We start from the raw sequence: 21,682 nt of genomic DNA on the forward strand, positions 1-21,682 counted from the left end.
TCTGAAGAGAGAACACCATGACCTCCACAAATGACCACATCTACAGCGCTATCATCATCGGTGCCGGATTCGGCGGCCTGGGCCAGGGAGCCCAGTTCGCCCAGGAAGGCATCGAGGACTTCCTGATCCTCGAGCGCGGCAACGATGTGGGAGGCGTATGGCGCGAAAACACCTATCCCGGTGCCGCATGCGACACGCAAGCCCTGGTTTACTGCTACAGCTACTTCCTGAACCTCAAGGTAACCAGGATGTTTGCCGGCCAGGAGGAACTCCAGGGCTACCTGCGTTCCATGGTTGAGGAATTCGGGCTCGGCAAGCACATCCACTTCGGCCAGAACATCACCGCGACTCAATGGGACCAGGACCGCCGCCTTTGGACGGTACACACGGCTGACGGCGCGGAGTTCCTGACCCGTTCGGTGGTGGCTGCCTGGGGCCAGCTGAACGAACCAAACATCCCCGACTTCCCCGGCACCGAAACCTTTGAAGGCGTGGCCTTCCACTCCTCCAAGTGGCGGCACGACCTTGACCTGACCGGCAAACGCGTCGCTTCCATCGGCTCCGCTGCAACTGCCGTTCAGTACGTGCCCGAGGTTGCCAAGATCGCATCGAACCTGACCGTCTTCCAGCGCTCCGCAAACTACATCCTCCCCCGCGACCAGTACATCTTCACCGAGGAAGAGAGCGCCCGCTTCCAGGAAAACCCGGACGCTTACCGCCAGTTGCGTCAGGAAATCCACGAATTCCGCGAAGCCGGATTCGAACGTACCCGCCGGCACACCGCAGCTTCCGAGGAAGGTGTCGGACTGGCCCGCCAGCACCTCGAGACCCAGGTCTCCGACCCGGAACTGCGGGCCAAACTCACGCCCGACTACGACTTCGGTTGCAAGCGCATCCTACGGAGCGACGATTTCTACCCCGCACTGACCCGCGAGAACGTAGAACTCGTGACAGAGGCAATCACGGAATTCACTCCCCGTGGCCTGCGCACCGCTGACGGCGTCGAGCACGAATTTGATGTCATTATCTACGCCACCGGGTTCAAGAGCCACGCGTTCATGGGATCCATGCGCGTCTCAGGGCGGGACGGAATCGGCCTCGACGAGCGGTGGGGTAACGCCCCGGAAGCCTACCTTGGCATCACAGTGGACAACTTCCCCAACCTCTTCCTGGTCTACGGCCCCAACACCAATCTCAACCACAACTCGGTCGTATCAATGCTGGAGGCCCAGCACCGTTACATCGCCCAGGCTGTCCAGTACATCGCGGCCGATGAATCACGCTTCCTGGAAGTAGACCGGGCGGTAGTGGAGAAGTTCAACGCATACGTTCAGGAAGAACTCCAAACGTCTGCTTTCTCCTCCGAATGCTCCTCCTGGTACAAAAACGAGGACGGCCGGGTCATCAACAACTGGTCCGGAACCGTCGAAGAATACCGGGCCCACACCCACGACCTCCGGCTCGACGACTACCTGCAGCTTGCCGAATCCGGGCCGGGAAAGTGACAAGCATCGACCGGTTCAGCGACAGGCCTGTAGCACCGGACGCTGCAGAGGTTCTGCAGCAATTCCGGGCCGGCGGAGGGCGCCCGTTTCACTCCTACCCTGTGAAGCAGGTGCGCGAACTCTACGAGAGCGGCTGCGCTGCCAACGGACTAAGCGGTGACCCACTGTCGTCGGTCACGGATTTCAACGTGGAGGAATTCCGGGTTCGGGTCTATGACCCACGCCACACCGGGGGACCCAGCCCCGCCGTCCTGTTTTTCCACGGCGGAGGATGGGTCATGGGGAGCCTCTCAACTCATGACGGGTTGTGCCGTCGATTGGCTTCCCTGATCAACCTGCCCGTCATTGCGGTGGACTACCGGCTTGCCCCGGAGCACCCGTACCCGGCTGCGATTGACGACAGCCGCAGCGCGATGCGTTGGCTGTTTGATGCCGGCAACGAGCACGGCCTGGACGTAACCCAGGTTGTGCTCGTCGGTGACAGCGCGGGAGGGCAATTGGTCGCAGTCCTGGCCAACGAGAACGCCACCACTGCGAATCCTCTACCCATCGTGGGCCAGGTCCTCATGTACCCCATGGTGGACCTAACCATGTCCTCGCCGTCCTACAACCGCGTCACCGACGGGTTTCCCCTGGTTGCCGACACCATCGCCTGGTTCGCGGACCACTATCTGCCTGACGGTGCAGACCGCTCGGCACCGGATATCAGCCCCGCCATGGCCAAGGTCCCTGCAGGACTGCCGCCAACATACGTGATCACTGTGGACAACGACCCTCTGGTTGATGAAGGCGCAAACTACGCCGCCGCACTAGCCCGGGCAGGCACGGAGGTCCTGTACCAGCACCTTCCCGGATACGCCCACGGGCTGTTCACCTCAGCGGGACGCATTCCCCGCGGAGAAAAAACAGTGGACCAGGTGGCAGCGTTCATCAGGAACCGCACAATCTGACTGAGACGGAGCACGTCCCTTCATCCGATCAGTCAAAGGACGGCGATAGCCCGCCACCCAAAGGGCGAGGGCTATCGCCGTCACTCACGTTCTACAGGAATCTCATGGCTACTCCCATCATCGAGGAGATCCTGCGCCCGTGCCTTTGAGCTTGTGACCGAGCGGGCCGAGGACTTCGGGCTGCTACTTCGGGGGAGCTCGGCGGCAACGAAACCTTCATATCGTTTGAAGACGCAGACCTGGACCAGGCCGTGGAAGGGGCCATGGCGGTTGGTTACTTCTGGCGGCCGACGGTGCTGGCCAACGTTCCCAACGATGCCCAGATCCTCCTCCAGGAAATCTTCGGGCTCGTCGCCCCCGTCACCACTTTCTCCATTGAGGAAGACCCATTCGCTTGGCCACCTCCAGCGAATACGGTCTGGCCTCCTACGTCTACAGCCGCGACTTCAACAGACTCCTGTGCGTTGCCCAGCAGATCGAGTTCGGCATGGTCGGCTTCAATGCTGGCATCATCTCCAACGGCGCCCACCCTTCGACGGGATAAGCAATCAGGACTCCGCCGTGAAGGCTTCGAGATAGATGCCGTCAGGCGGGGGCCCGCGAAAACAGCAGACCTCAGGGAGGTGACATTCAAAAATCTGAAATCCCATGTTTTACCTGGCAGTAACACGATGGAACCAAAAGGGGTGATTTTCCCGCCCAAACTGGGACTGCCACCCAACTGGTCAGCCCTCTACCATTCCCGGTTGAACATCTCCTCAAAATTCCTCAGGTCATCCCTTGCGATTTCAAACATCTAAAACTAGAGTTATCGGTGACGCGGATCACGATGAGCTGATTCGAGCCCCCAAGCAGACTTTTCTTTCCTTTCAGCGATAGACGGGCGGCGCAACCGTCCAAAAGGAGTCCCCATGTCCATCAATGCCAAGAGTGCGGACCGCTCTCCAATAGATGAAGACGCCGAGCAACTCGCACGGCTGGGCTACACGTACGAAAAACAGTTCAAGCGGGAAATGTCGTTCTGGGGGAACGTCTCTCTCGGATTCACCTACCTCTCCCCGGTTGTAGGCGTCTACACCCTATTCGCCTCGTCCCTTGGCCTGGGCGGGCCACCCATGATCTGGTCGTTCCTGATCGTCGGGGTGGGCCAGCTGTTCGTCGCACTGGTATTCGGCGAGATTGTTTCCAACTACCCCGTAGCTGGAGGTGTCTACCCCTGGGCAAGGCGCCTTTGGGGGGCTAAGTGGGGCTGGATGACGGGCTGGGTCTACCTCATTGCCCTGCTGACGACCATCGCTGGTGTGGCATATGGTGCAGGAACATTCCTTGATGCCCTGGTCGGCATGGAGTCAACGACGACTTCCACGATCATTTGCGCCATTGCACTGATCTTGGCGGCGACCGCGATCAACCTGGGTGGCACCAAACTGCTCAGCAAAGTTGCAATGCTCGGCCTCTTCGCCGAACTGGGTGGGGCGCTCGTTGTGGGCATCTGGCTCCTCATTGCCGCACGCCAGCATGACCTCAGTGTCCTCTTCAACTCCTTCGGCGCCGGCGGTGACGGGAGCAACTACTTCATTGCGTTCGCGGCTGCAGCCCTCATCGGCATCTATCAGTACTACGGGTTCGAGGCCTGCGGTGACGTCGCTGAAGAAGTTCCCAACCCCGGTGTCCGAATCCCCAAAGCCATGCGTATGACGATTTACATCGGAGGATTCGCCGCCACCTTTGTCTGCCTGTCCCTCGTCCTCGCGGTCCCTGACTACACCGCCGTCATCTCCGGAGAGAACACCGACCCCGTGGGCACAGTCCTTGCCGGCGCATTCGGCGAAATTGGCCACAAAGTCGTACTGGCGATCGTGCTCATCTCCTTCCTTTCCTGCGTCATGAGCCTGCAGGCTGCAGCGAGCCGCCTGAGCTACTCCATGGCCCGTGACCGCATGCTCCCCGCCAGCCACCTCCTCGCCCAGTTCCAGGAAAAGCGGCACGTTCCGCCATACTCGCTCCTGCTGGCCTGCGCCGTGCCTGTCCTGATCATCCTCGGCTCCGTTGTCTCCCCGGACGCTCTGGTCGTGATAGTCTCCTTCGCCGCGCTGGGAATCTACCTGGGCTTCCAGCTGGTCGTCCTCGCCGCCCTGCGGGCACGCCTCAAAGGCTGGAAGCCGTCAGGAGCGTTCCAGCTCGGCAAGTGGGGTGTGCCGGTGAACATCGCTGCCCTGACCTGGGGCGTACTGGGCATCACCAACATGGTCTGGCCCCGCACTCCCGACAGCCCCTGGTTCGTCAACTACCTCGTCCTGCTCTCCGCCGTGGCCGTCGTCGGCGTAGGCCTGATTTACCTATTCGCCAAAAAGCCCTACACCCACAGCGATGCCCCTGCAGCGGACGCCGTCCCGCCCAGCGGAAGCAACCGCTCCGTGGCAGAAAACGCCCAGTCCCACAACGTTGAAAACTACCTGTGAGAGAACGATCATGACTACACCCATTGCTGAAGCCCCGTACTTGGACATTTCCGATCCCACCTTCGCCATGCAGTCCGAAGCACTTCGGAACGCCCGTGAACAAAGCTGGTACGCACGCACAAACTATGGAATCGCCGTCCTTCGCTATGAGGAAGTGACCAAGCTCCTCAAGGACCCGCGGCTGAAGCAGGGCAGCGCTCAGTGGCCCCAACACCACGGTGTCCACAGTGGCCTGTTTTACGACTGGTGGACCAAAAACCTCCTGGTCCTTGAGGGCGAAGACCACCACCGCATCCGTCGGCTGCTGAACCCTGCCTTCTCGCCCCGATTGCTTAAGTCACTGGTTCCCAGGTTCCAAGCCCTGGCCAACGAACTTGTCGACGCGTTCATCGACAAGGGGGAATGTGAATTCGTCAGCGACTTCGCCGAGCCCTACGCCACCCGCGTGCTGACCATCATGCTGGGAATCCCCGAATCCGAATGGCCGACCATCGCCCGCCTCGCCTCAACCATCGGCCTAGCCCTGGGAGTAACCCTCAAGCAGGATCTTCACAAGGTCGAAGAAGCCCTGGCCGAGTTGTACGAGTACGCCGAGGAACTCATCAAGGACCGCCAGGCCAACCCGGGGGAAGACTTTGTCAGCCGTCTGGTGCTTGCAAGCCGCGACGGCGACAGCCTCAGCGATGCCGAACTCCGGAACGCACTTGTACTGCTGATCTTCGGCGGCATGGACACCACCCGCAACCAGCTCGGACTCGCGATGCAGTCGTTCATGCGCAATCCGGATCAGTGGGAGCTTCTGGCAGACCGCCCCGAGCTTGGATCCAAGGCCGTTGAAGAAGTCATGCGGATCAACCCCACAGTTACGTGGGTAACCCGCGAGGCAGTCGGAGACTTCAGCTACGAAGGACTGGATATCACCAAGGGCACAACCGTCCACCTCTTCACGCAAAGCGCCGGCACCGATCCCAGGGCTTTTCCCGAACCAGAAATGAACCTCGTGGGCGAGCACGCACCGCACCACGGCTTCGGCGGCGGCGTCCACCACTGCCTCGGTCACTTTGTCGCACGATCAGATATGAGCGAAGCTCTCCCGCTCCTGGCGCGGCGACTCCGCAACCCCCAGATCAACGGCGCGGACGAATGGATGCCGGACTCCGGCAACACGGGCCCGATCCGGCTCCCCATCAGCTTCACCAAAGGCGAATAGCCGGACCCGCCCCCAATGGACTCACAAGAACAGGAATGACCATGAAAATCTTTGTTGACCGCCAGCTCTGCGAAAACCACGGCCAGTGCGCCATCGCAGCGCCCGATGTATTCCGGATGAACTCCGAAGGCATCCTTGAATACGAGGAGAACGTCACCGACTCGTTGCTCGCTGATGTTGAAGACGCCATGGACGCCTGCCCGGTCCAGGCCATCTTCATCCAAGACCAGCCATGACCCGCCGAATCGTCATCGTCGGCGGCTCAATGGGCGGACTCCGCGCTGCAGAACAACTCCGGGCCGCAGGCTGGACCGAAACCATCACGGTCATCGGCACTGAGACGCATCTGCCCTACAACCGGCCGCCCCTGTCCAAGGAGCTTCTGCAGAACCCAGGAACGACCGCTGAGGCCTTCGATTCGGTGAAGTTCCGCCACCGGTCTTCGGTCTCGGACGTCCAATGGCACCTGGGCACGGAGGTTATCGGCGCGAATCTGGCCAAAAACACCCTTACCCTGGACACCGGTGAGACTGTGGCTTACGACGGACTCGTCATCGCCACCGGACTGCGGCCTCGTCGGCTGCCATTGCCCGGACCGCTGCGGGCAAGGCATGTCCTGCGCACGCTCGAAGATGCAGTTGAACTGCACCAGGAGCTCCGCCCGGGTACCAAGGTAGCCGTCATCGGCGCTGGTTTCATCGGCTGCGAAACAGCAGCCACCGCAACCAAGCTCGGTTGCACTGTCACCCTCATTGAGGGCACCAGCGGACCAATGCAACGGGCATTGGGTGAAGAGCTCAGCGCCGGTATCCGGGACTACCTGGTCCAGCAAGGCGTAACCTACCACGGGCATGCCGAGGTTGCAGGCATTCTCTCCACGCAGGCCGATACCGAAAGCGACTCCAGGTGCAACGGCATCACGCTTGCGGACGGCACCGAGATCATGGCGGATGTCATCATCGAGTCAGTCGGCTCGATCCCTAACGTCGAGTGGCTTGAGGGCAATGAGATTGACATCAGCAATGGCGTGCTCTGCGACGAACACCTTCGTGTTGTAGGAACAAAGAACGCCGTGGCGGTAGGCGATGTCGCCCGCTTCCCAGATCTGCGGAACGGCTCCGGCGCCCGACGAATCGAGCACTGGTCCATCCCGGGCGATACAGCGAAAATCGCAGCCAAGGCCCTTATTGCAGAGCTTAACAACACGGCACTTCCAGAGCCGGCCATTCCCCTGCCCAGCTTCTGGAGCAACCAGTTTGACCTCAAGATCCAGGGTGTGGGCAGCGCCAACCTGGCAAACAGGATCGTGGAACTGGAAGGCTCCGCAAAGACCCCCCATGACGGAGTCGTCATGGGCTACTACCAGGGCGAAGCTCTCGTAGCAGTAGTAAGCGTGGGCCTTCCGGCTGACAGGCAGCTGCATTACAGGCAGCTCGTGGACAAAGTGCATTCAAACCAGCCGCAGCAAGACACCCAGCTTCAAGCCATCTGACCCAAGGACCGAGATCACCATGACTACCCTTTCCGAACGCCCCGTCCTTGACATAGTCAGCGACCGCAATGCCTTCGCCGCTCACCGGGAAAAGAACCTCAGCGCCGCCGTCATCGAGGACATGCAGCGCAAGATCAATGAGGCGGGTGTTGAGTACATCTACTACATGCTCCCCACCATCGGCTCGCGCGTCATCGCGAAGATGGTGCCTGCGAACCACTTCAAACGCAACCTTGAAAAGGGCATCGCGTTCCACCGCACCGCGCTGGCTGATCTTCAGGCCGACCGGTTCGGCAATCTCATCGGTGGCGGTATCGAAGCGAAGGAATTTGTCGGGCTTCCCGACCCGGAAACGTTCGCACCCCTTCCGTGGGACACCAGCGTCGCCCGCGTTTTCTGCAGCGCATACGAGCCGCCCCACCTCAATGACGTCGGTGGCCGCCCGCTGGCAACGGATTCCCGCAGCCTGCTGAAGCGCGCCCACGCAGCGTTCACCGAACGCACGGGCATGGAAGTCCGCTCCGGCTGCGAACCGGAAATGACCTGGACCGGTCCGGGCATGGAAGTTATCAAAAAACCAGGCTCCAGCCCGGCCTACCAGGTGGAAAACCTCGAGCGCATGCGGGAGGTCTACAAGAAGCTTGTGACGTACTCAAAGGCCCTGGGGCTCGACATGATCGAGGGTGACTACGAGGACGACGGCCAGCTTGAGCTGAACTGGATGTACGACCGTGTTGAACTGACAGCAGACCGCCTCGTCACCTACCGCCAGATCTGCAAGCAGGTTGCCCGTGAACTCGGTGTTCATGCCAGCTTCATGCCCAAGCCCTACACCGGATCAATGGGTAACGGCTGCCACCACAACATCAGTCTCTGGAGGGACGGCACCAATCTCCTGATCGACGAGGGACGGGTTGAACTTCACCTCAGCGACATCGGCCGCTACGCGGTAGGCGGAATGCTCGAGCACGCCGCGGGATCCATGTCGATCATGGCGTCAACCGTCAACTCCTACAAGAGGTTCTGGGACGCCGGACAATTCGCGCCCAGCGCCGTCAACTGGGGCCTGGACAGCAGGGCGTGCATGGTACGCATCTCCTCCAACGGTCGGATGGAGTACCGCCTGCCGGATGCGAGCGTCAACCCCTACCTTTCCCACACCCTGCTGATCGCTGCCATGGAAGACGGCATCAACAAACAGACCGATCCGGGCAAGCCCCTCGACGACCAGATCCGTGGTTCGGCAGAACCTAAGTTCAAGCCCTTGCCGCTGACTCTGGGTGACGCCATCGATTCGCTCAGCGCCGACCCGTACATCCTGAACGCACTCCCCGAAGAGCTCGGAGACATCTACACCGCACTCAAGAATGACGAGTGGGCCCGCTACTGCGGCGCCGTCACCGACTGGGACCGCAGCATGTACTGGGAGACCCTGCCGTGAGCGACCGACTGACACTGGCCTGCATCGACTCCGAGGCCCCCCCGCTGTTCAATGCCAGCCCCGACGGTGTCCACCGAACCGGTTACGAGCCAGAGGCCGCAGCCCTCGTAGCGGGCGAGATCGGCCGTGAGGTGGACTGGCTCATCACGTCCTGGACCGAGATGATCCCGAAAGTCCAGGCGGGTGAAGCCGATGCTGTCTGGTGCGGACAGGGCATCACTGCCGACCGGCAGGCCCAGGTTGATTTCACCATTCCGTATGCGATCTTCAATGAGACCGTCCTCGTCCGCAAAGACGACCCCGCGCGGACACCCGAAGATCTCAACGGCTACCGAGTTGCTGCCATCGCCCACAGCACGAATATGGCCTTGGCTGAAACCTTCCCGGGCATCCTTCCCGTCCCCTTCGGTGCCAGTGATGACGTCTTCGCGGACATGCTGGATGCCTTGCGCAAAGGAACCGTGGACGCTGTCGTGGACGATGACGTCGTCACCGTGCCGCTCGGAGCAGACCCGGACTTCGCCATCGCGTTCACGGAACCGACTGGGAATCGATGGGGAGTCGGGGTAGCTAAAGGCAACTCCGAGCTGCTTCAGCAGTTGAACAATGCTCTGGAGACAGTCATCGCCGACGGACGGCTTGAAGCCATCTGGACGAAATGGATGCCCGATCTGGCCTTCCCACTGAACCAACCTCAAAAGGAACGTCAATGACAACGCCGCAAACCAACGCTGCAGCAGCTGGTGGCACCCATCAGCCCAACGACCAGGCACGGCCGCTGATTGGCGTGCCGGGCATGTGGTCCGGCACGGTCCAAGGCCTGCGCTTTGACGGCATCGCAGTGGCCGTTGAAGTCCTGAGGTCGATTCTGCGCGCTGGCGGAGAGCCGGTAATTCTGTTCCCCAGCGAAGACCACAACGGTCGCTCCCGCTACGCGTTGCTCGACGGTGTGGTCCTGCCCGGCGGCGCGGATGTGTCGCCGGAACTCTACGGAGAGGTGCCGGCTGACACCACTCGGGTAGCCCACTACCGAGGGCAGGACGCCGCCGAAATCGCAGTAATCCGGGACTGCATCGAACTGGAAATACCGACGCTCGCGATCTGCAGAGGCCTCCAACTGCTGAACGTCGCATGCGAAGGGACCCTAACCCAGCACCTGGATGCGGAGGAGATCGACCACGTCAACAGTCTGCACACCGTGGACATTTCAGAAGGCTCCCGAACTGCGGCAGCAATTGGCACCCTCACGCCCAAGGTCTCGTCCTATCATCACCAGGGAGTGGCGAAACTGGGGCGCGGCCTGCGGATCGTCGGCCGCGCTGACGACGGGGTGATTGAGGCAATCGAGCACGACAGCGCCCCAATCATCGCCATCCAATGGCATCCAGAAGACAACGCGGCAACCCTGGCCTCCGATCAAGCACTGTTCGACTGGGTCGTGCGGGAAGCCCGCACCAGGAAACTGGGCAAGGCCGAACCACGTGCAGCAGACAAGAAAGTAGACACTCACTCATGACTAGCCGAGATGGCCGCGTCAGGACCTTGGCTCTCATTAAGCCAGCTGATGTTATCCCCGATGGATTTGCCGAGCTCCCCGGGAATGCGCCGATCATTGCGGTGGTAGTTTCGTTGAACTTCCCTGACATGACCGTCGAGGTATCCCAGCTCGTGAAGCGTTTCACCAGGACCGCTCTGGAGACCCTGCTCAAATCGGGTGCCAGGGCAGTCCTGGTGGACAGCAGCGCCACCAACCTGCCAGACCCCAAGCACATCGCCGGTGCCAGTGGTGTAATCTTCCTCGGCGGTGGGGACGTTGATCCCACCCTGTATGGGGTCCGCGGTCCGGTGCCGAACCTCTACGGAGTGGAACGCCGCGCCGACGAATACTGCATGGAACTGATCGACGAGACGCTGGCCCGCGATGCACCCCTGCTGGCCATTTGCCGCGGCTCCCAACTCCTGAATCTCACCAGCGGGGGGACACTCATCCCTGATCTTGACCCTTACGAGCTGCACCGCGGCGGCAAGGGAGAAAGCATGTTCCTTGACGAACCGGTCACTATCCTGCCGGGAAGCCGCCTTCACAGCATTCTGGGCAGAGACCGCATCACTGTCCGCTCGGGTCACCACCAGGCCGTCGAACAGGTAGGTCCCCGTCTCCGGGTCGCCGCAGTCGCCGATGACGGCATCATCGAGGGAACTGAACATAAGGACAACACCTGGGTTGTGGGCGTCCAGTGGCACCCGGAGGACTCCGACGGAAACGCCGAGGACCGGGAGCTGCTCTTCAAAGCATTCGTCCAACAGGCCCGCAGTCATGCCGAAAAGATGCAGAACCAGGCATTGGCGCCCACAGGCGGTCCGGTGTGAGCGCTTACGAGGTCAGGTACAGGAAATGAAGATCCAGAGCCGGAATTCCCAGCGCGACCTTGCGTGCGCCGGGTGGGGCTTCCTTAACCCGGTCCCCCACCAGGAATCGGCCCGAGTTGCTCACAACGACCCGGTCCTGACCGTTCAGCAACGCTGCGTCCTCCGGCACCGCGCGCATGGCCGGAATGAAGACTCCTTCCAGGTCCCTGACCCTGATATCACTACCCGTAACGCCAACGAAGTCACCGTTGATGTACAGCGGCACCGTCAGGGTGAGAATGTACTCCCCCATGCCGAGGTAGTCGACGTAAGGACCTACCAGGGTGGGCTGGCCGGTACGGGCGGCGATCGTGAACCAGGGCTGCTGCTCGTAGTCGTAGAAGGCATCGGTATCAGGAATCAGGTCGAACTCGCGCTTGCTGATCCGGCCGGCGTCATCCCGGAGCCACCACTCAAGAACGCCCTGGGCCTTGCTGACACTGGCCACCGCGAAGATGGCGCCGGCGCCAACGGCGGCATGGTGTCCTTCCAGGAACGAACGCGATATTTCAGGAAGGTCAAGCAAGTCAGAATGATTAATCTTGGCGCGGTCGGCCATTCGCCGCGTCAGCGATTCGCTCATTTTATCGGAGGCGGATTCAAGGTCGCGGTAAAAGGATTCAAACCATTGGCTGATCTTGTTAGCGCACTCCCGTGCGATAGCGTCATTGTTCATAATTGGTCCCTGTCATGCGTCGCGTATGTCAGCGTTAGTTTGACGTCAATCAGATGATAAATATTCGCACGGATGTGCTCGAGCGCAATTTTTTGGGCAAGCTCCCGGTCATCCCGGCGCAGGGCCGCAACGATGGCGAGGTGGTCCTCAGCCGCGCGGACCTGATCGAATTCCCTGGTGAGAGGCGCCCACAGCAGTTCGCCCACTTCTCCCTGAAGGCGGACCTCGGACGTCATGAGCCGTTCGGACTGAGCTACCACCGCGATGCCGATATGAAACCTGCTGTCAGCACGCGTACGGGCGCCAGGGGAATCGGCGCGCTCCAGTGCATGAGCCAGAGACTCAAGCATGTCCAGATCCGTAGGGTCCGCCCGATCGGCCGCCATGCGGATCGCGCCAGCGGCGATGGTTGCGTGTTCGTCACCCAGGTCCCGCAGCTCAGCCATGGACAGAGAAGTGATGCGTTTGCGCAGCAGGTCCAAGGAGGGACTAGGCGCTCCGACGACGAACGTGCCCCCGAAACGACCCCTCCGCGTCTCAACAACATTAAGATCCCTCAGCGTGGCCAGAGCCTCTCTGAGCGTGGCAACTGCGACACCGAACATTTCGGCGAGCTCAAGCTCGGCCGGAAGCTGGTCACCGGGACGGATGAGGCCAAGCGACACTGCGGTGTTGATGCGCTGCACGATGGCATCGGCCCTGTCCAACTCGGGAAGGGCGCGGTAAATCTGTGCACTGAAGTCCGCCAGCTCTGCCATGCGCGCGTCAGCCTCCTTCATCAACCAAACCGTTTTCTATTCTATGCGATTCTATATTCCCACCCGGGCGGCACAGCAGACATACCGAGCGTGTTGGATATTGATCGCTTATATCTTCTCGGACTTATCCTGTTCGAGATCTCTCAACTTCACCGCCCGTCACAGACAATCGATTGGTAAAGGCAAATAAATGACTGCTTATAAAACCGTTAACCCCGCTACTGGCGAGACACTCCGGGTTTTTCCGGAAGCCACTTCAGCAGAAATCAGTGACGCAATCAGTCGCGCTCACAAGGAATTTCTTAAGTGGCGTGAGACGCCGGTAGCAAGCCGCGCAAAGATAATCGCAAGGGTCGCCGAGCTTTATCGCGAACGCAATGACGAACTGGCACGCATCATCAGCCTCGAGATGGGAAAACCGCTCGCCCAGGCCCGCGGTGAAGTTTCATTCGTTGCGGACATCTTCGACTACTACGCGGCCGAAGGACCTGGCTTCTTGCAGGATGAACACCTGAGTGTAAAAGGCGGTGGTGAGGCCATCGTCAGATCGACCCCGGTCGGCGTGCTCCTGGGAATTATGCCTTGGAACTACCCGTACTACCAGGTTGCCCGCTTCGCGGCCCCCAATTTGATGCTGGGCAATACAATCCTGCTTAAGCACTCGGCCAACTGCCCGCAGTCCTCACTGGCCATGGAGAAAATCTTCCATGATGCAGGCCTTCCCGAAGCTGCCTACATTAATGTGTTTGCGCGGCGCGAGCAGGTGGCACAGATTATCGCCGACCCGCGGGTTCAGGGTATCTCCTTGACGGGTAGTGAGGGTGCCGGCGCAGCCGTCGCCGAGGTGGCCGGCCGCAACCTCAAGAAATATGTTCTCGAACTTGGAGGCAGTGACCCGTTCATTGTGCTCGATACCGAGGACATGGATGCAACGGTGAAAGCTGCGGTCAGTGGCCGCATGAGTAATGCCGGCCAAGCCTGCACAGCCGCAAAGCGTTTCATTGTGGTAGCTGATCTTTACGATGAGTTTGTTCGGAAATTCACTGATGAAATGTCCCGGATCCAGCCTGGCGATCCGCTGTCCCCGGACACGAAATTCGGACCGATGTCTACGCAGGCAGCAGCCGATGACTTGATCGAGCAGATCCAAGATGCCGTGGACAAGGGAGCCACGTTGAAAACTGGAGGCAAGCACCTGCCAGGGCCCGGTGCCTTCGTCGAGCCCACAGTCCTGGCGGATGTAACCCCGGACATGCGAGCCTTCTCAGAAGAACTTTTTGGGCCTGCCGCCGTTGTGTATAAGGTCGCTGACGTGGACGAAGCCGTCGAGCTGGCCAACAATTCCCCCTATGGTTTGGGTGGCGCGGTGTTCAGCAAGGATGTGGAAAAGGCCAAGGCCGTTGCTGATCGTCTCGAGACTGGAATGGTGTTCATCAACGGAAACACCGATTCCCAGGCCGACCTTCCATTCGGCGGAGTCAAGAGGTCCGGAGTCGGCCGTGAACTCGCGCGTTACGGTATGAACGAGTTCGTGAACAAGAAGCTGATTCGCACCCCTTAACGACCTGCGCCCAAGATAGAGACCGGGGATTCAGTAAAGCCCTAAGGCCGACAGGGGCATCGGTCAGCAGCGGCGGGAGCCCATGGATAACGGGTTCCCGCCGCTGCCAAGCTTGCTGCCCCGCAACTCTTCGAAGCGACACCATGTAAGCATCAACCCGATCATCTGCAGTCCCAGCAACTAGCAGGCTTTCCCGAGGACAACCGACAGATGGCCGGCGGTTGACCTTAGTGCGCACCCACGGCTCCTGGGGGAGATGTACCCGTCTGGGCTGTCACTGAAGTATTGAGCTTCGGAAATCTTCCATTCCTCTACGATCTCTTGCAGACCCTGGACGCGCGCTCGGTCGCCCGCGTGTTTGGATTCGCCCACCCCAGCCGCTTCGGTGGCGTGCTGCGAATGATGGCGGACTTTCGAAACACGTGCGCCCACGGCTCACGTGTTTTCAACCGCGCGTTCAAAAGCCACTCTCATTTCGCGAACATGACACAGCCAGCGATCTTCTAGCCCACTTGCTCGAACCCGACTTCACATTCTCGGCAGTCAAAGTACGGGAGCGGAAGTATCTGCGGAAACTCCCGCCCCATGACGATGCTTCTTGGATCAGGTCTTGTTCGTTCCCCAAGCCGGTGCATGACAATTCGGCACTCTGTGGCAGACGGGACGTGGGCTCATTGGCCTCGCTTTGCCGATAATGGCTCTGACCCGTGGTGCTCCAACCGGCAACACCAGAAGGACCAAACGCCTGTCGTGTTGTGAGGGAGGCTTGGAGTGACGCGGGCCCGAAGCTGCGCGCCAACCTGGTTAGCGCGCCGCAACTTGGCCTACACACGTCTGGTTTGGCAGACGCCTCTCGCGAACTGAACGAAGCCGTCGACCTTGCCACACCCGGCGTCGCCCCGCGAAGTTCATACGAGGTTGCCGCTGGTGACAAAGTCACTGAGCCGTCCCTGGATCAGCGCCTCGGCCTCCCCCATGATCCGATCGATCAGGTCTTGAACGCTGGGGATGTCGTCGATCAGACCGGCGATCAGACCACACGACCATGCGCCCGCATCCATTTCACCGTCGCGCATGACCTTCGGATATACGCCCGCTACCTCGGGCGCGATATCTTCAAAGACGATGTCCGCCCCGAGTTTGCGTTCCTTCTCCAGCAGGCGCTCCACGGCGGCGTTTGTTATGACTCGTTCGGTGTTGCCCAGCGGGCGCATAACCAGCCGAGTATCGAGCTCACTCGCACGCACGATCGCCTGTTTAACGTTGTCATGCACTGGCGCTTCCTTGGTGGCGATGAAGCGAGTGCCCATGTTGATGCCCGACGCGCCTAGTGCGAGCGCGGCGACCATTTGCTCGGCGGTGCCGAAGCCGCCCGAGGCGACGAACGGGATCTCTAAGTTCCGCGCCGCCAGGGGTAGCAGGATCATGTTCGGGATGTCGTCCTCGCCCGGGTGTCCAGCGCACTCAAACCCATCGATGCTGAGCGCGTCAACGCCGATTTTCTGAGCACTCAGCGCATGGCGCACCGAGGTGCACTTATGGATGACCTTGATGCCGGCTTCTTTCAGGTACGGCAGCACCTCTTTCGGGTTGTTCCCAGCCGTTTCGACGACCTTCACTCCACCGCGGATGATTGCCTGAGCGTAGCCGGCGTAGTCGGGCGCGTTCACTATCGGAAGGAACGTGAGGTTCACGCCAAAAGGCCGGTCGGTCATCTCGTGGCACCGTGCGATCTCGCGAGCCAGGTCATCAGGGGTGCGCTGGGTGAGGCCGGTAATTATCCCGAGCCCTCCTGCATTCGAGACGGCCGCAGCCATTTCGGCGAATCCGACCCAGTGCATGCCACCCTGAATGATTGGGTGTTCAATCCCGAACATCTCGGTGATTGCGGTTTTCATAAAGCTTCCTTTCCAGTGGTTCCTCGTTTTAGAAGTGTGAAAAGTCGGGGGCGCGCTTCTCTAAGAAAGCTGCGAGGGCCTCCGCGACTTCTGCCGACGCTAGGCGCTCGTCAAAATGTGCGCCTTCAAGCTGCATGCGGTGAGCAATGGCGTCGGCAGTTGCCCGCTTCAGCAGGAGCTTTGTCAGGCGCACCGCCGCCGGGGGCTTGGCAGCCAGCTTCATTGCCGCCGCCATCGCGATTTCGAACACATCAGCTTCGTCCGCGACCACCTCGGTGATAATGCCGTAGACCTGCGCCTTCCGGGCCGAAAAGGGCTCACCGAGAAGAAGCAACTCGGCCGCGCGCTGATGGCCCAACGCCGCGGGCAGCAACAGCGTCGACGCCGCCTCCGGTACCAGGGCGAGGTTGACAAACGGAAGCTGCAGGCGGGCTGTGCTCGTGGCGTAGATCAGATCGCAGTGGAGAAGCATCGTGGTCCCGATGCCGACGGCCGGTCCAGTTACTGCCGCAACAATCGGCTTCGAAGCTGTGCTGAGCAATCGCAGGAATCTCCAAACCGGACGCTCCTCAGCAGCGCTGCTAGGTGGCGTGTTTCGGAAATCAGATAGATCGTTGCCGCTGCTGAACACCTCCTCGTGGCCCCGCAGAAAGACCGCCCGAACCGCAGGATCGTTCTGTGCAACCTCGAGCGCATCGGCGAGAAGAGAGTACATCTCGATGGTAAGAGCGTTCTTCTTGCTCGGTCGATCGATCCGGACGGTCATGACGCCTTCGGTGAACGCGGTGAGGATTTCGTTGCTCATCTCGTGGGCCTCCCCGGTAGTAGCGTGTAAATCTCGCCGCATTTAGGCAGCGGCTAAACAGCGGCAGCGATGGCTCGCAAGAATTCGACGTTCTCAAGGTCTCGATTGGTGCCCTCGCCGGTCGATGTCCCATATTGTCGGTTCGCCGAGAGCTTGACGATAGTCACCGCCTTCGACGGGTTCACGTAGATGAGCTGGTTGAGCACGCCTATCGCACAGTAGTCGCCTTGGCCCCCGGCTGGTATCCACCACTGATATCCGTACCCCAGTTCGAACTCGTGATCACCAACGATCGGACGTCCAGGAGTGCGGACGGGAGAATTGATGCTTGTCGAAGCCTCGATCCACTTGCTCGAAAGGATGCGTCGACCGTCTGGCCCGATGCCATTGTTGCGGTACAGCTCCCCAAACTTGGCATAGTCCCGGGCGATGAGGTTGAGCCCCGCGTAGACCATCTCGGTCCCGCGCATGTCGGTGACCCAGTAGCTCGGCGACTCGAAGCCGAGTGGTTCAATCAATTTCTCAGTCATATAATCGGACACCCTCCGCCCAGTTGCTCGCGCGATTAGGGCTCCAAGCACTTGGGTGTCCCCGGAGTTGTAGCGGCAGATTGTGTCAGGATCGGACTCCTTGACCATACGCGCCACGAATCCGTTGAGTCCCCCTCGCGAACCCAGCATCGCCGCTGTCACTTGGTGAATGTCCGACTCGGGGTCGTTGTAGTCCTCGTTCCACCGGGCACCCGAGGACATGTGCAGCACGTTTTGGATGGAAACACCGTCATATGCCGATCCAGGTTCGACCGGGACGTAGTCGCTGATGGGTTCGTCGATGCTCCTGATGTGGCCCTCGTCGACTGCAATGCCCACCAGCGCCGAGACGACGCTCTTGGCAACGGACATCGAGAGCCAATTGACCCGGGGCCCGCCCGTGAGCAGGTAGCGCTCGTAACGCACGACCCCGTCGACGAGCACGAGAAGCGTCGACGTGTCCGTGTCGACGAGGAAGTCCTCAGTCGACCGAACTGATCCAGCAAAACTGTAGGACCTTGGAATGTCGATTCCCGGACCCACGTGAAGTGGATGCGGTATCCTCGACGCCGGCATCCGGCTGACTGGCGCCAACTCGTCAAGGCGCATCAGGTGGCCATGTTGTTGAGCACCGGTGAATAAGCCGATGTCGGCGAACGACGCCGGCTTCCGCATGAAAATTTTCCGGATGATGTAGCGTGCCATGAAGGACCCGACAGTTGTCTTTCGGCGGTGAATCATGATGCTCCTCTTCGGGAGCCGGGTAGGTCTCCCGGGTATGGTGTGGGCATTCATGTGGAAGACATTTAGGGGTACCACATGGTTCATGTACCATACGGTACGCCAAGGTGGAACGGCAAGAGTCTGTTTTTCGAGCAGCTCCAGGAGGGATGCTGATGGCTGATTACACGCGAATTGACGGCCGTACCCTGCGCTACCAGCACCGTCGCCCGGAATTGCTCGAGGGCGCCGCGGAGTATCTGCTCGATCACGGAACTGCGAAGTTGGGGCTGCGACCTGTCGCCAACGCAGTGGGGGTCACCCATGCAACGCTGCTCCGTCACTTCTCAACAAAGGATGCGCTGTTGGTTGCCGTCGTCGACAAGATCCGCGTCGACCTCCAGCGGGCCGTTGCCAGTGACCCGGAGTTCGTGGCTGCGAAGTCTCTCAGCGAACTGGCGCGCGCCGTGTGGCAGCGTCTTTGTGACCCATAAGAACAGCGCCAGTTCGCTTTGCTGTTCGACATAGTTCAGGAGAGGAGTCGCGTGGATTCCGATGACAACATCTCCCGGGCCGTCGTCGACGACGGCATCAAGCTCATCGCCGACAGTCTTCGTCGCTTTGACCGCGGGGATGACTGCATAGCAGTCTCGACTCTGCTGCCCGCCCAATTCCGGGGTTTGCAGCTCGATCTGGTCCTAACGGGTGATCGCGGTCGGGTCGATGCTGCCTTGCATGCACTACTTCGAGTGCTCGATCCGGCGCCCTGACAGTCGCCGCACGCTTGACCGTGATCGCTGCTCGAACTTGTGGCTGAGTTGACCCGGCGGGCAGCACTCTGACCTTGCGCGACCACAGTATTTTCGCAGCAACTGAGACTCCCGGCGCCAGGCCCACTGCTACTGGACCGTCGAGCAGCTGCCCCTACGCACCACCCACCGCACAGCGACCGCCGCTCAGAACACCCTTCCCGACATCGACCAGGCTGCGGTCACCGCCTGGGCAACCCACCCCTGCCTCGAGAGCTCCAGAGGACCGGCAGCATCGTCGACCTCCACCCCGAACGTGCGCCTGCGGGCCCAACCAGATACTGGGGACAGGGGCGTGGGCGGGGTGCTGAGCGCATTCGCAGCAGTGCCAAGCCCGCCGCTTGTGGAGGTGTTAGACTCACGCGAGTGGCGAACGATTCCCGTGATGACCAGACCCGGCCAATTGCCGCGGTAATCGATCTGCTGGTCCAGCAGGGCTATGAGGTCACGTCGGTTGATGAGCTTGCCGAGGCGGCAGGTATCAGCCGCAGTACCTTCTTCCGGAAGTACGGGTCCAAGGAGGCTATGGTATTCGCCGACCATGACCGCATCCTCAGCCGCCTCAGCGACTACCTCTCGCACAGCACCACGGATCCGCTGCTGGCAGTGGCCGATGCTGCGGCTGTGGTTTTCGATCAGCATGTGAGTCACCGCATGACATCGCTGGCCAGGTATCAGCTGCTGCAGCGTGTGCCAGCCCTTCGGGACCGTGAGCTCGTCACTTCGCACCGTTACGAGCGAGCCTTGCGCCTGCATCTCCAAGAGAACCTTCCGGTGAGTGGGAGCAGGGATTACGGCGCTGTCGCCGTGGCGGCTGCAATGGTGGCTGTCCACAATGCGTTCCTGCGCCAATGGCTGCGTTCCCCGGACGCTGAACCAACCGCAGAGGTCAGGAGGAGGCTCACCGATGAGTTGAAGGCGCTGGCCGAGACCTTCCGCCCCGCGCTTTATGGATCTCCGTCCCAGGGTCGACCGCATGCGGTGATCGTCACCGTGTACGAAGCCGGTGCGAGCAAGCAGGCCATTCTCGAGGCGGTTACCCGCGCCCTCGCCTAACTGATGAAACTCAATCTCTTGACATGAGACTCAGGTCCACGTGATCATAACTACGGGCTCCGTCACTTTCGTGGTGTTTGGGAGCAATAACCGAGGCGATCCGAGGACCGAATTATGACGACGCAGTCAATGCCTGCGGAAAAGGATCTGGCTGACATGCCAGGCGCTTTCCCGGCGGGAACGATCGAACCCGAATATGTGCTGAGCGGAGCGGTTGAAATCGATCCAGCAGGGGTCTTCAGCTCGATCAGCCCGGCGGAGCGGACCTTTCGGGACCGTGCCCGAACTTTCGCCACTGAGGAGATCTTGCCGGTAATCAGCGACTACTGGAACCGCAGCGACTATCCCCTGCATTTGATCAAGCGTCTGGGGGATCTGGACCTGCTCCGGGACGGGATTGACGTTGAGGGCTTCGAACCCATGAGTAAGATGGCCGCAGGGCTGGTGACGATGGAGCTCAGTCGAGGCGACGGATCGATCGGTACCGTGGTCGGAGTGCAGGGGGGTCTGGCCCTGCGATCTGTCGCATACTGCGGCTCGCCCGAGCAGAAGCACCGCTGGCTGCCAGCGCTGGCCCGAGGTGAGGAGTACGGAGCGTTCGCGCTGACCGAACCGACACACGGCTCGGATTCCGTGGGACTGGAAACCACCGCCACGCCCACCCGGGGTGGAGTCATCCTCAACGGGGAGAAGAAGTGGATCGGCAACGGCTCGATCGGCGGCGTCACTGTAGTCTGGGCGCGCGCCGACGACGGTCAGGTGCACGGCTACCTGGTGCCGCAGGACTCCCCCGGATACTCGGCAACCACGATTGAGGGCAAACTGTCTTTGCGGGCTATCTGGCAGGCTCATATCCGGTTGGAGAACGTCTTCGTCCCGACCGAGAACGAACTTCCTCTGGCCCGCAGCTTCAAGGACACCTCTCGCGTGCTCCTGGCCTCCCGCCTCGGCGTTGCCTGGTCCGCCGTGGGGCACGCAACCGCCTGCTACGAAACGGCAGTGCAGTATGCGGCACAGCGAAAGCAGTTCGGCCGCCCCCTGGCCGCTTCGCAGATCATCCAAGAACGATTGGCCCGGATGCAGAGCGAACTGGTGACGATGCAATTGATGGCTGCGCAGATGACGCGACTTGACGAAGCCGGCCAGCTCACACCCGCCCGAGCCTCCCTGGCCAAGTTCACCTGCACGCGCACCGCCCGCTCCATTGCCTCCAACGCCCGGGACCTGCTCGGCGGCAACGGCATCCTGTTGGAAAACCGTGTGGCCCGCCACATGGCCGACATCGAGGCGATCCATACCTATGAAGGCACCGAGACAGTCCAGGCCCTGATCATCGGCCGCGACATCACTGGGATTTCTGCGTTCGCCTGAACGACGCGCACATTACCGGCACCTATGAA

20 protein-coding genes and 2 pseudogenes are annotated in these 21,682 nt (G+C 60.8%); 17 read left to right on the forward strand and 5 right to left on the reverse strand.

Annotation, left to right across the window (positions count from 1 at the left end; all coding sequences use genetic code 11):
- Window positions 1-17: 17 nt before the first annotated feature.
- The 11 genes and pseudogenes from AC1DD7_RS01360 to AC1DD7_RS01410 all read left to right on the forward strand — a co-directional run bounded on the left by AC1DD7_RS01360 (window position 18) and on the right by AC1DD7_RS01410 (window position 11,430).
- Window positions 18-1,505, forward strand: a complete 1,488-nt coding sequence (locus tag AC1DD7_RS01360) for a flavin-containing monooxygenase (protein ID WP_477513479.1) — start codon at window positions 18-20, stop codon at window positions 1,503-1,505.
- Complete coding sequence (locus AC1DD7_RS01365; RefSeq protein WP_477513480.1) at window positions 1,502-2,455, forward strand: alpha/beta hydrolase; 954 nt, start codon at window positions 1,502-1,504, stop codon at window positions 2,453-2,455. Before AC1DD7_RS01360 ends, AC1DD7_RS01365 begins: the two co-directional genes overlap by 4 nt.
- Before the next feature lie 185 nt (window positions 2,456-2,640).
- A pseudogene (locus AC1DD7_RS01370) lies at window positions 2,641-3,024 on the forward strand (aldehyde dehydrogenase family protein); the annotation flags it as partial.
- Window positions 3,025-3,366: 342 nt separating this feature from the next.
- Complete coding sequence (locus AC1DD7_RS01375) at window positions 3,367-4,917, forward strand: APC family permease (protein WP_477513481.1); 1,551 nt, start codon at window positions 3,367-3,369, stop codon at window positions 4,915-4,917.
- A gap of 10 nt (window positions 4,918-4,927) precedes the next feature.
- Complete coding sequence (locus tag AC1DD7_RS01380) at window positions 4,928-6,127, forward strand: cytochrome P450 (protein ID WP_477513482.1); 1,200 nt, start codon at window positions 4,928-4,930, stop codon at window positions 6,125-6,127.
- Between the two features lie 41 nt (window positions 6,128-6,168).
- Window positions 6,169-6,363 (forward strand): ferredoxin, encoded by a 195-nt coding sequence (locus AC1DD7_RS01385; RefSeq protein ID WP_441431008.1) that lies wholly within the window; start codon window positions 6,169-6,171, stop codon window positions 6,361-6,363.
- The gene (locus AC1DD7_RS01390) at window positions 6,360-7,619 is read left to right on the forward strand and encodes an NAD(P)/FAD-dependent oxidoreductase (RefSeq protein WP_477513483.1); all 1,260 of its coding nucleotides are present in this window, start codon (window positions 6,360-6,362) and stop codon (window positions 7,617-7,619) included. The genes AC1DD7_RS01385 and AC1DD7_RS01390 overlap by 4 nt, the downstream gene beginning before the upstream one ends.
- A gap of 19 nt (window positions 7,620-7,638) precedes the next feature.
- Window positions 7,639-9,060 (forward strand): glutamine synthetase family protein, encoded by a 1,422-nt coding sequence (locus AC1DD7_RS01395; RefSeq protein WP_477513484.1) that lies wholly within the window; start codon window positions 7,639-7,641, stop codon window positions 9,058-9,060.
- Window positions 9,057-9,773: a substrate-binding periplasmic protein gene (locus tag AC1DD7_RS01400; RefSeq protein ID WP_477513485.1), complete on the forward strand. Its 717-nt coding sequence runs from the start codon at window positions 9,057-9,059 to the stop codon at window positions 9,771-9,773. The genes AC1DD7_RS01395 and AC1DD7_RS01400 overlap by 4 nt, the downstream gene beginning before the upstream one ends.
- Complete coding sequence (locus AC1DD7_RS01405; RefSeq protein ID WP_477513486.1) at window positions 9,770-10,576, forward strand: gamma-glutamyl-gamma-aminobutyrate hydrolase family protein; 807 nt, start codon at window positions 9,770-9,772, stop codon at window positions 10,574-10,576. Before AC1DD7_RS01400 ends, AC1DD7_RS01405 begins: the two co-directional genes overlap by 4 nt.
- The gene (locus AC1DD7_RS01410) at window positions 10,573-11,430 is read left to right on the forward strand and encodes a gamma-glutamyl-gamma-aminobutyrate hydrolase family protein (RefSeq protein ID WP_477513487.1); all 858 of its coding nucleotides are present in this window, start codon (window positions 10,573-10,575) and stop codon (window positions 11,428-11,430) included. Before AC1DD7_RS01405 ends, AC1DD7_RS01410 begins: the two co-directional genes overlap by 4 nt.
- A 4-nt stretch (window positions 11,431-11,434) precedes the next feature.
- Here the strand turns inward: AC1DD7_RS01410 and AC1DD7_RS01415 are convergent, their stop codons facing one another.
- Both AC1DD7_RS01415 and AC1DD7_RS01420 read right to left on the reverse strand, forming a co-directional pair.
- Window positions 11,435-12,145, reverse strand: a complete 711-nt coding sequence (locus AC1DD7_RS01415; RefSeq protein WP_477513488.1) for a cache domain-containing protein — start codon at window positions 12,143-12,145, stop codon at window positions 11,435-11,437.
- Window positions 12,142-12,903, reverse strand: a complete 762-nt coding sequence (locus AC1DD7_RS01420; RefSeq protein ID WP_477513489.1) for a FadR/GntR family transcriptional regulator — start codon at window positions 12,901-12,903, stop codon at window positions 12,142-12,144. Before AC1DD7_RS01420 ends, AC1DD7_RS01415 begins: the two co-directional genes overlap by 4 nt.
- A gap of 190 nt (window positions 12,904-13,093) precedes the next feature.
- On the opposite strand from AC1DD7_RS01420, the gene AC1DD7_RS01425 reads away from it, so the two are divergent.
- Window positions 13,094-14,464, forward strand: coding sequence for an NAD-dependent succinate-semialdehyde dehydrogenase (locus AC1DD7_RS01425; RefSeq protein ID WP_477513490.1), 1,371 nt, complete (start codon window positions 13,094-13,096; stop codon window positions 14,462-14,464).
- A 264-nt stretch (window positions 14,465-14,728) separates the two neighbouring features.
- A pseudogene (locus tag AC1DD7_RS01430) lies at window positions 14,729-14,971 on the forward strand (Abi family protein); the annotation flags it as partial.
- A gap of 401 nt (window positions 14,972-15,372) precedes the next feature.
- Here AC1DD7_RS01430 and AC1DD7_RS01435 read toward each other — a convergent pair.
- The 3 genes from AC1DD7_RS01435 to AC1DD7_RS01445 are packed head-to-tail and all read right to left on the reverse strand — an operon-like array spanning window position 15,373 to window position 18,438.
- Window positions 15,373-16,362 carry an NAD(P)H-dependent flavin oxidoreductase gene (locus AC1DD7_RS01435; protein ID WP_441431017.1) on the reverse strand — a complete coding sequence of 330 codons (990 nt, stop codon included), beginning with the start codon at window positions 16,360-16,362 and terminating at the stop codon, window positions 15,373-15,375.
- Window positions 16,363-16,390: 28 nt separating this feature from the next.
- Window positions 16,391-17,167 (reverse strand): enoyl-CoA hydratase, encoded by a 777-nt coding sequence (locus AC1DD7_RS01440; protein WP_477513491.1) that lies wholly within the window; start codon window positions 17,165-17,167, stop codon window positions 16,391-16,393.
- Window positions 17,168-17,220: 53 nt separating this feature from the next.
- Window positions 17,221-18,438 carry a serine hydrolase domain-containing protein gene (locus AC1DD7_RS01445; protein WP_477513492.1) on the reverse strand — a complete coding sequence of 406 codons (1,218 nt, stop codon included), beginning with the start codon at window positions 18,436-18,438 and terminating at the stop codon, window positions 17,221-17,223.
- A 155-nt stretch (window positions 18,439-18,593) separates the two neighbouring features.
- Between AC1DD7_RS01445 and AC1DD7_RS01450 the strand changes: the two genes are divergently transcribed.
- The 4 genes from AC1DD7_RS01450 (at window position 18,594) to AC1DD7_RS01465 (ending at window position 21,653) form a co-directional block, all read left to right on the forward strand.
- The gene (locus AC1DD7_RS01450) at window positions 18,594-18,911 is read left to right on the forward strand and encodes a TetR/AcrR family transcriptional regulator (RefSeq protein ID WP_477513493.1); all 318 of its coding nucleotides are present in this window, start codon (window positions 18,594-18,596) and stop codon (window positions 18,909-18,911) included.
- 51 nt (window positions 18,912-18,962) lie between these two features.
- Window positions 18,963-19,187, forward strand: a complete 225-nt coding sequence (locus AC1DD7_RS01455) for a hypothetical protein (RefSeq protein ID WP_477513494.1) — start codon at window positions 18,963-18,965, stop codon at window positions 19,185-19,187.
- A 405-nt stretch (window positions 19,188-19,592) separates the two neighbouring features.
- Window positions 19,593-20,282 carry a TetR/AcrR family transcriptional regulator gene (locus tag AC1DD7_RS01460; RefSeq protein ID WP_477513495.1) on the forward strand — a complete coding sequence of 230 codons (690 nt, stop codon included), beginning with the start codon at window positions 19,593-19,595 and terminating at the stop codon, window positions 20,280-20,282.
- 114 nt (window positions 20,283-20,396) lie between these two features.
- Window positions 20,397-21,653, forward strand: a complete 1,257-nt coding sequence (locus tag AC1DD7_RS01465) for an acyl-CoA dehydrogenase family protein (RefSeq protein WP_477513496.1) — start codon at window positions 20,397-20,399, stop codon at window positions 21,651-21,653.
- Window positions 21,654-21,682: the final 29 nt, after the last annotated feature.

The organism is Paenarthrobacter sp. 10L412 (assembly GCF_056395565.1).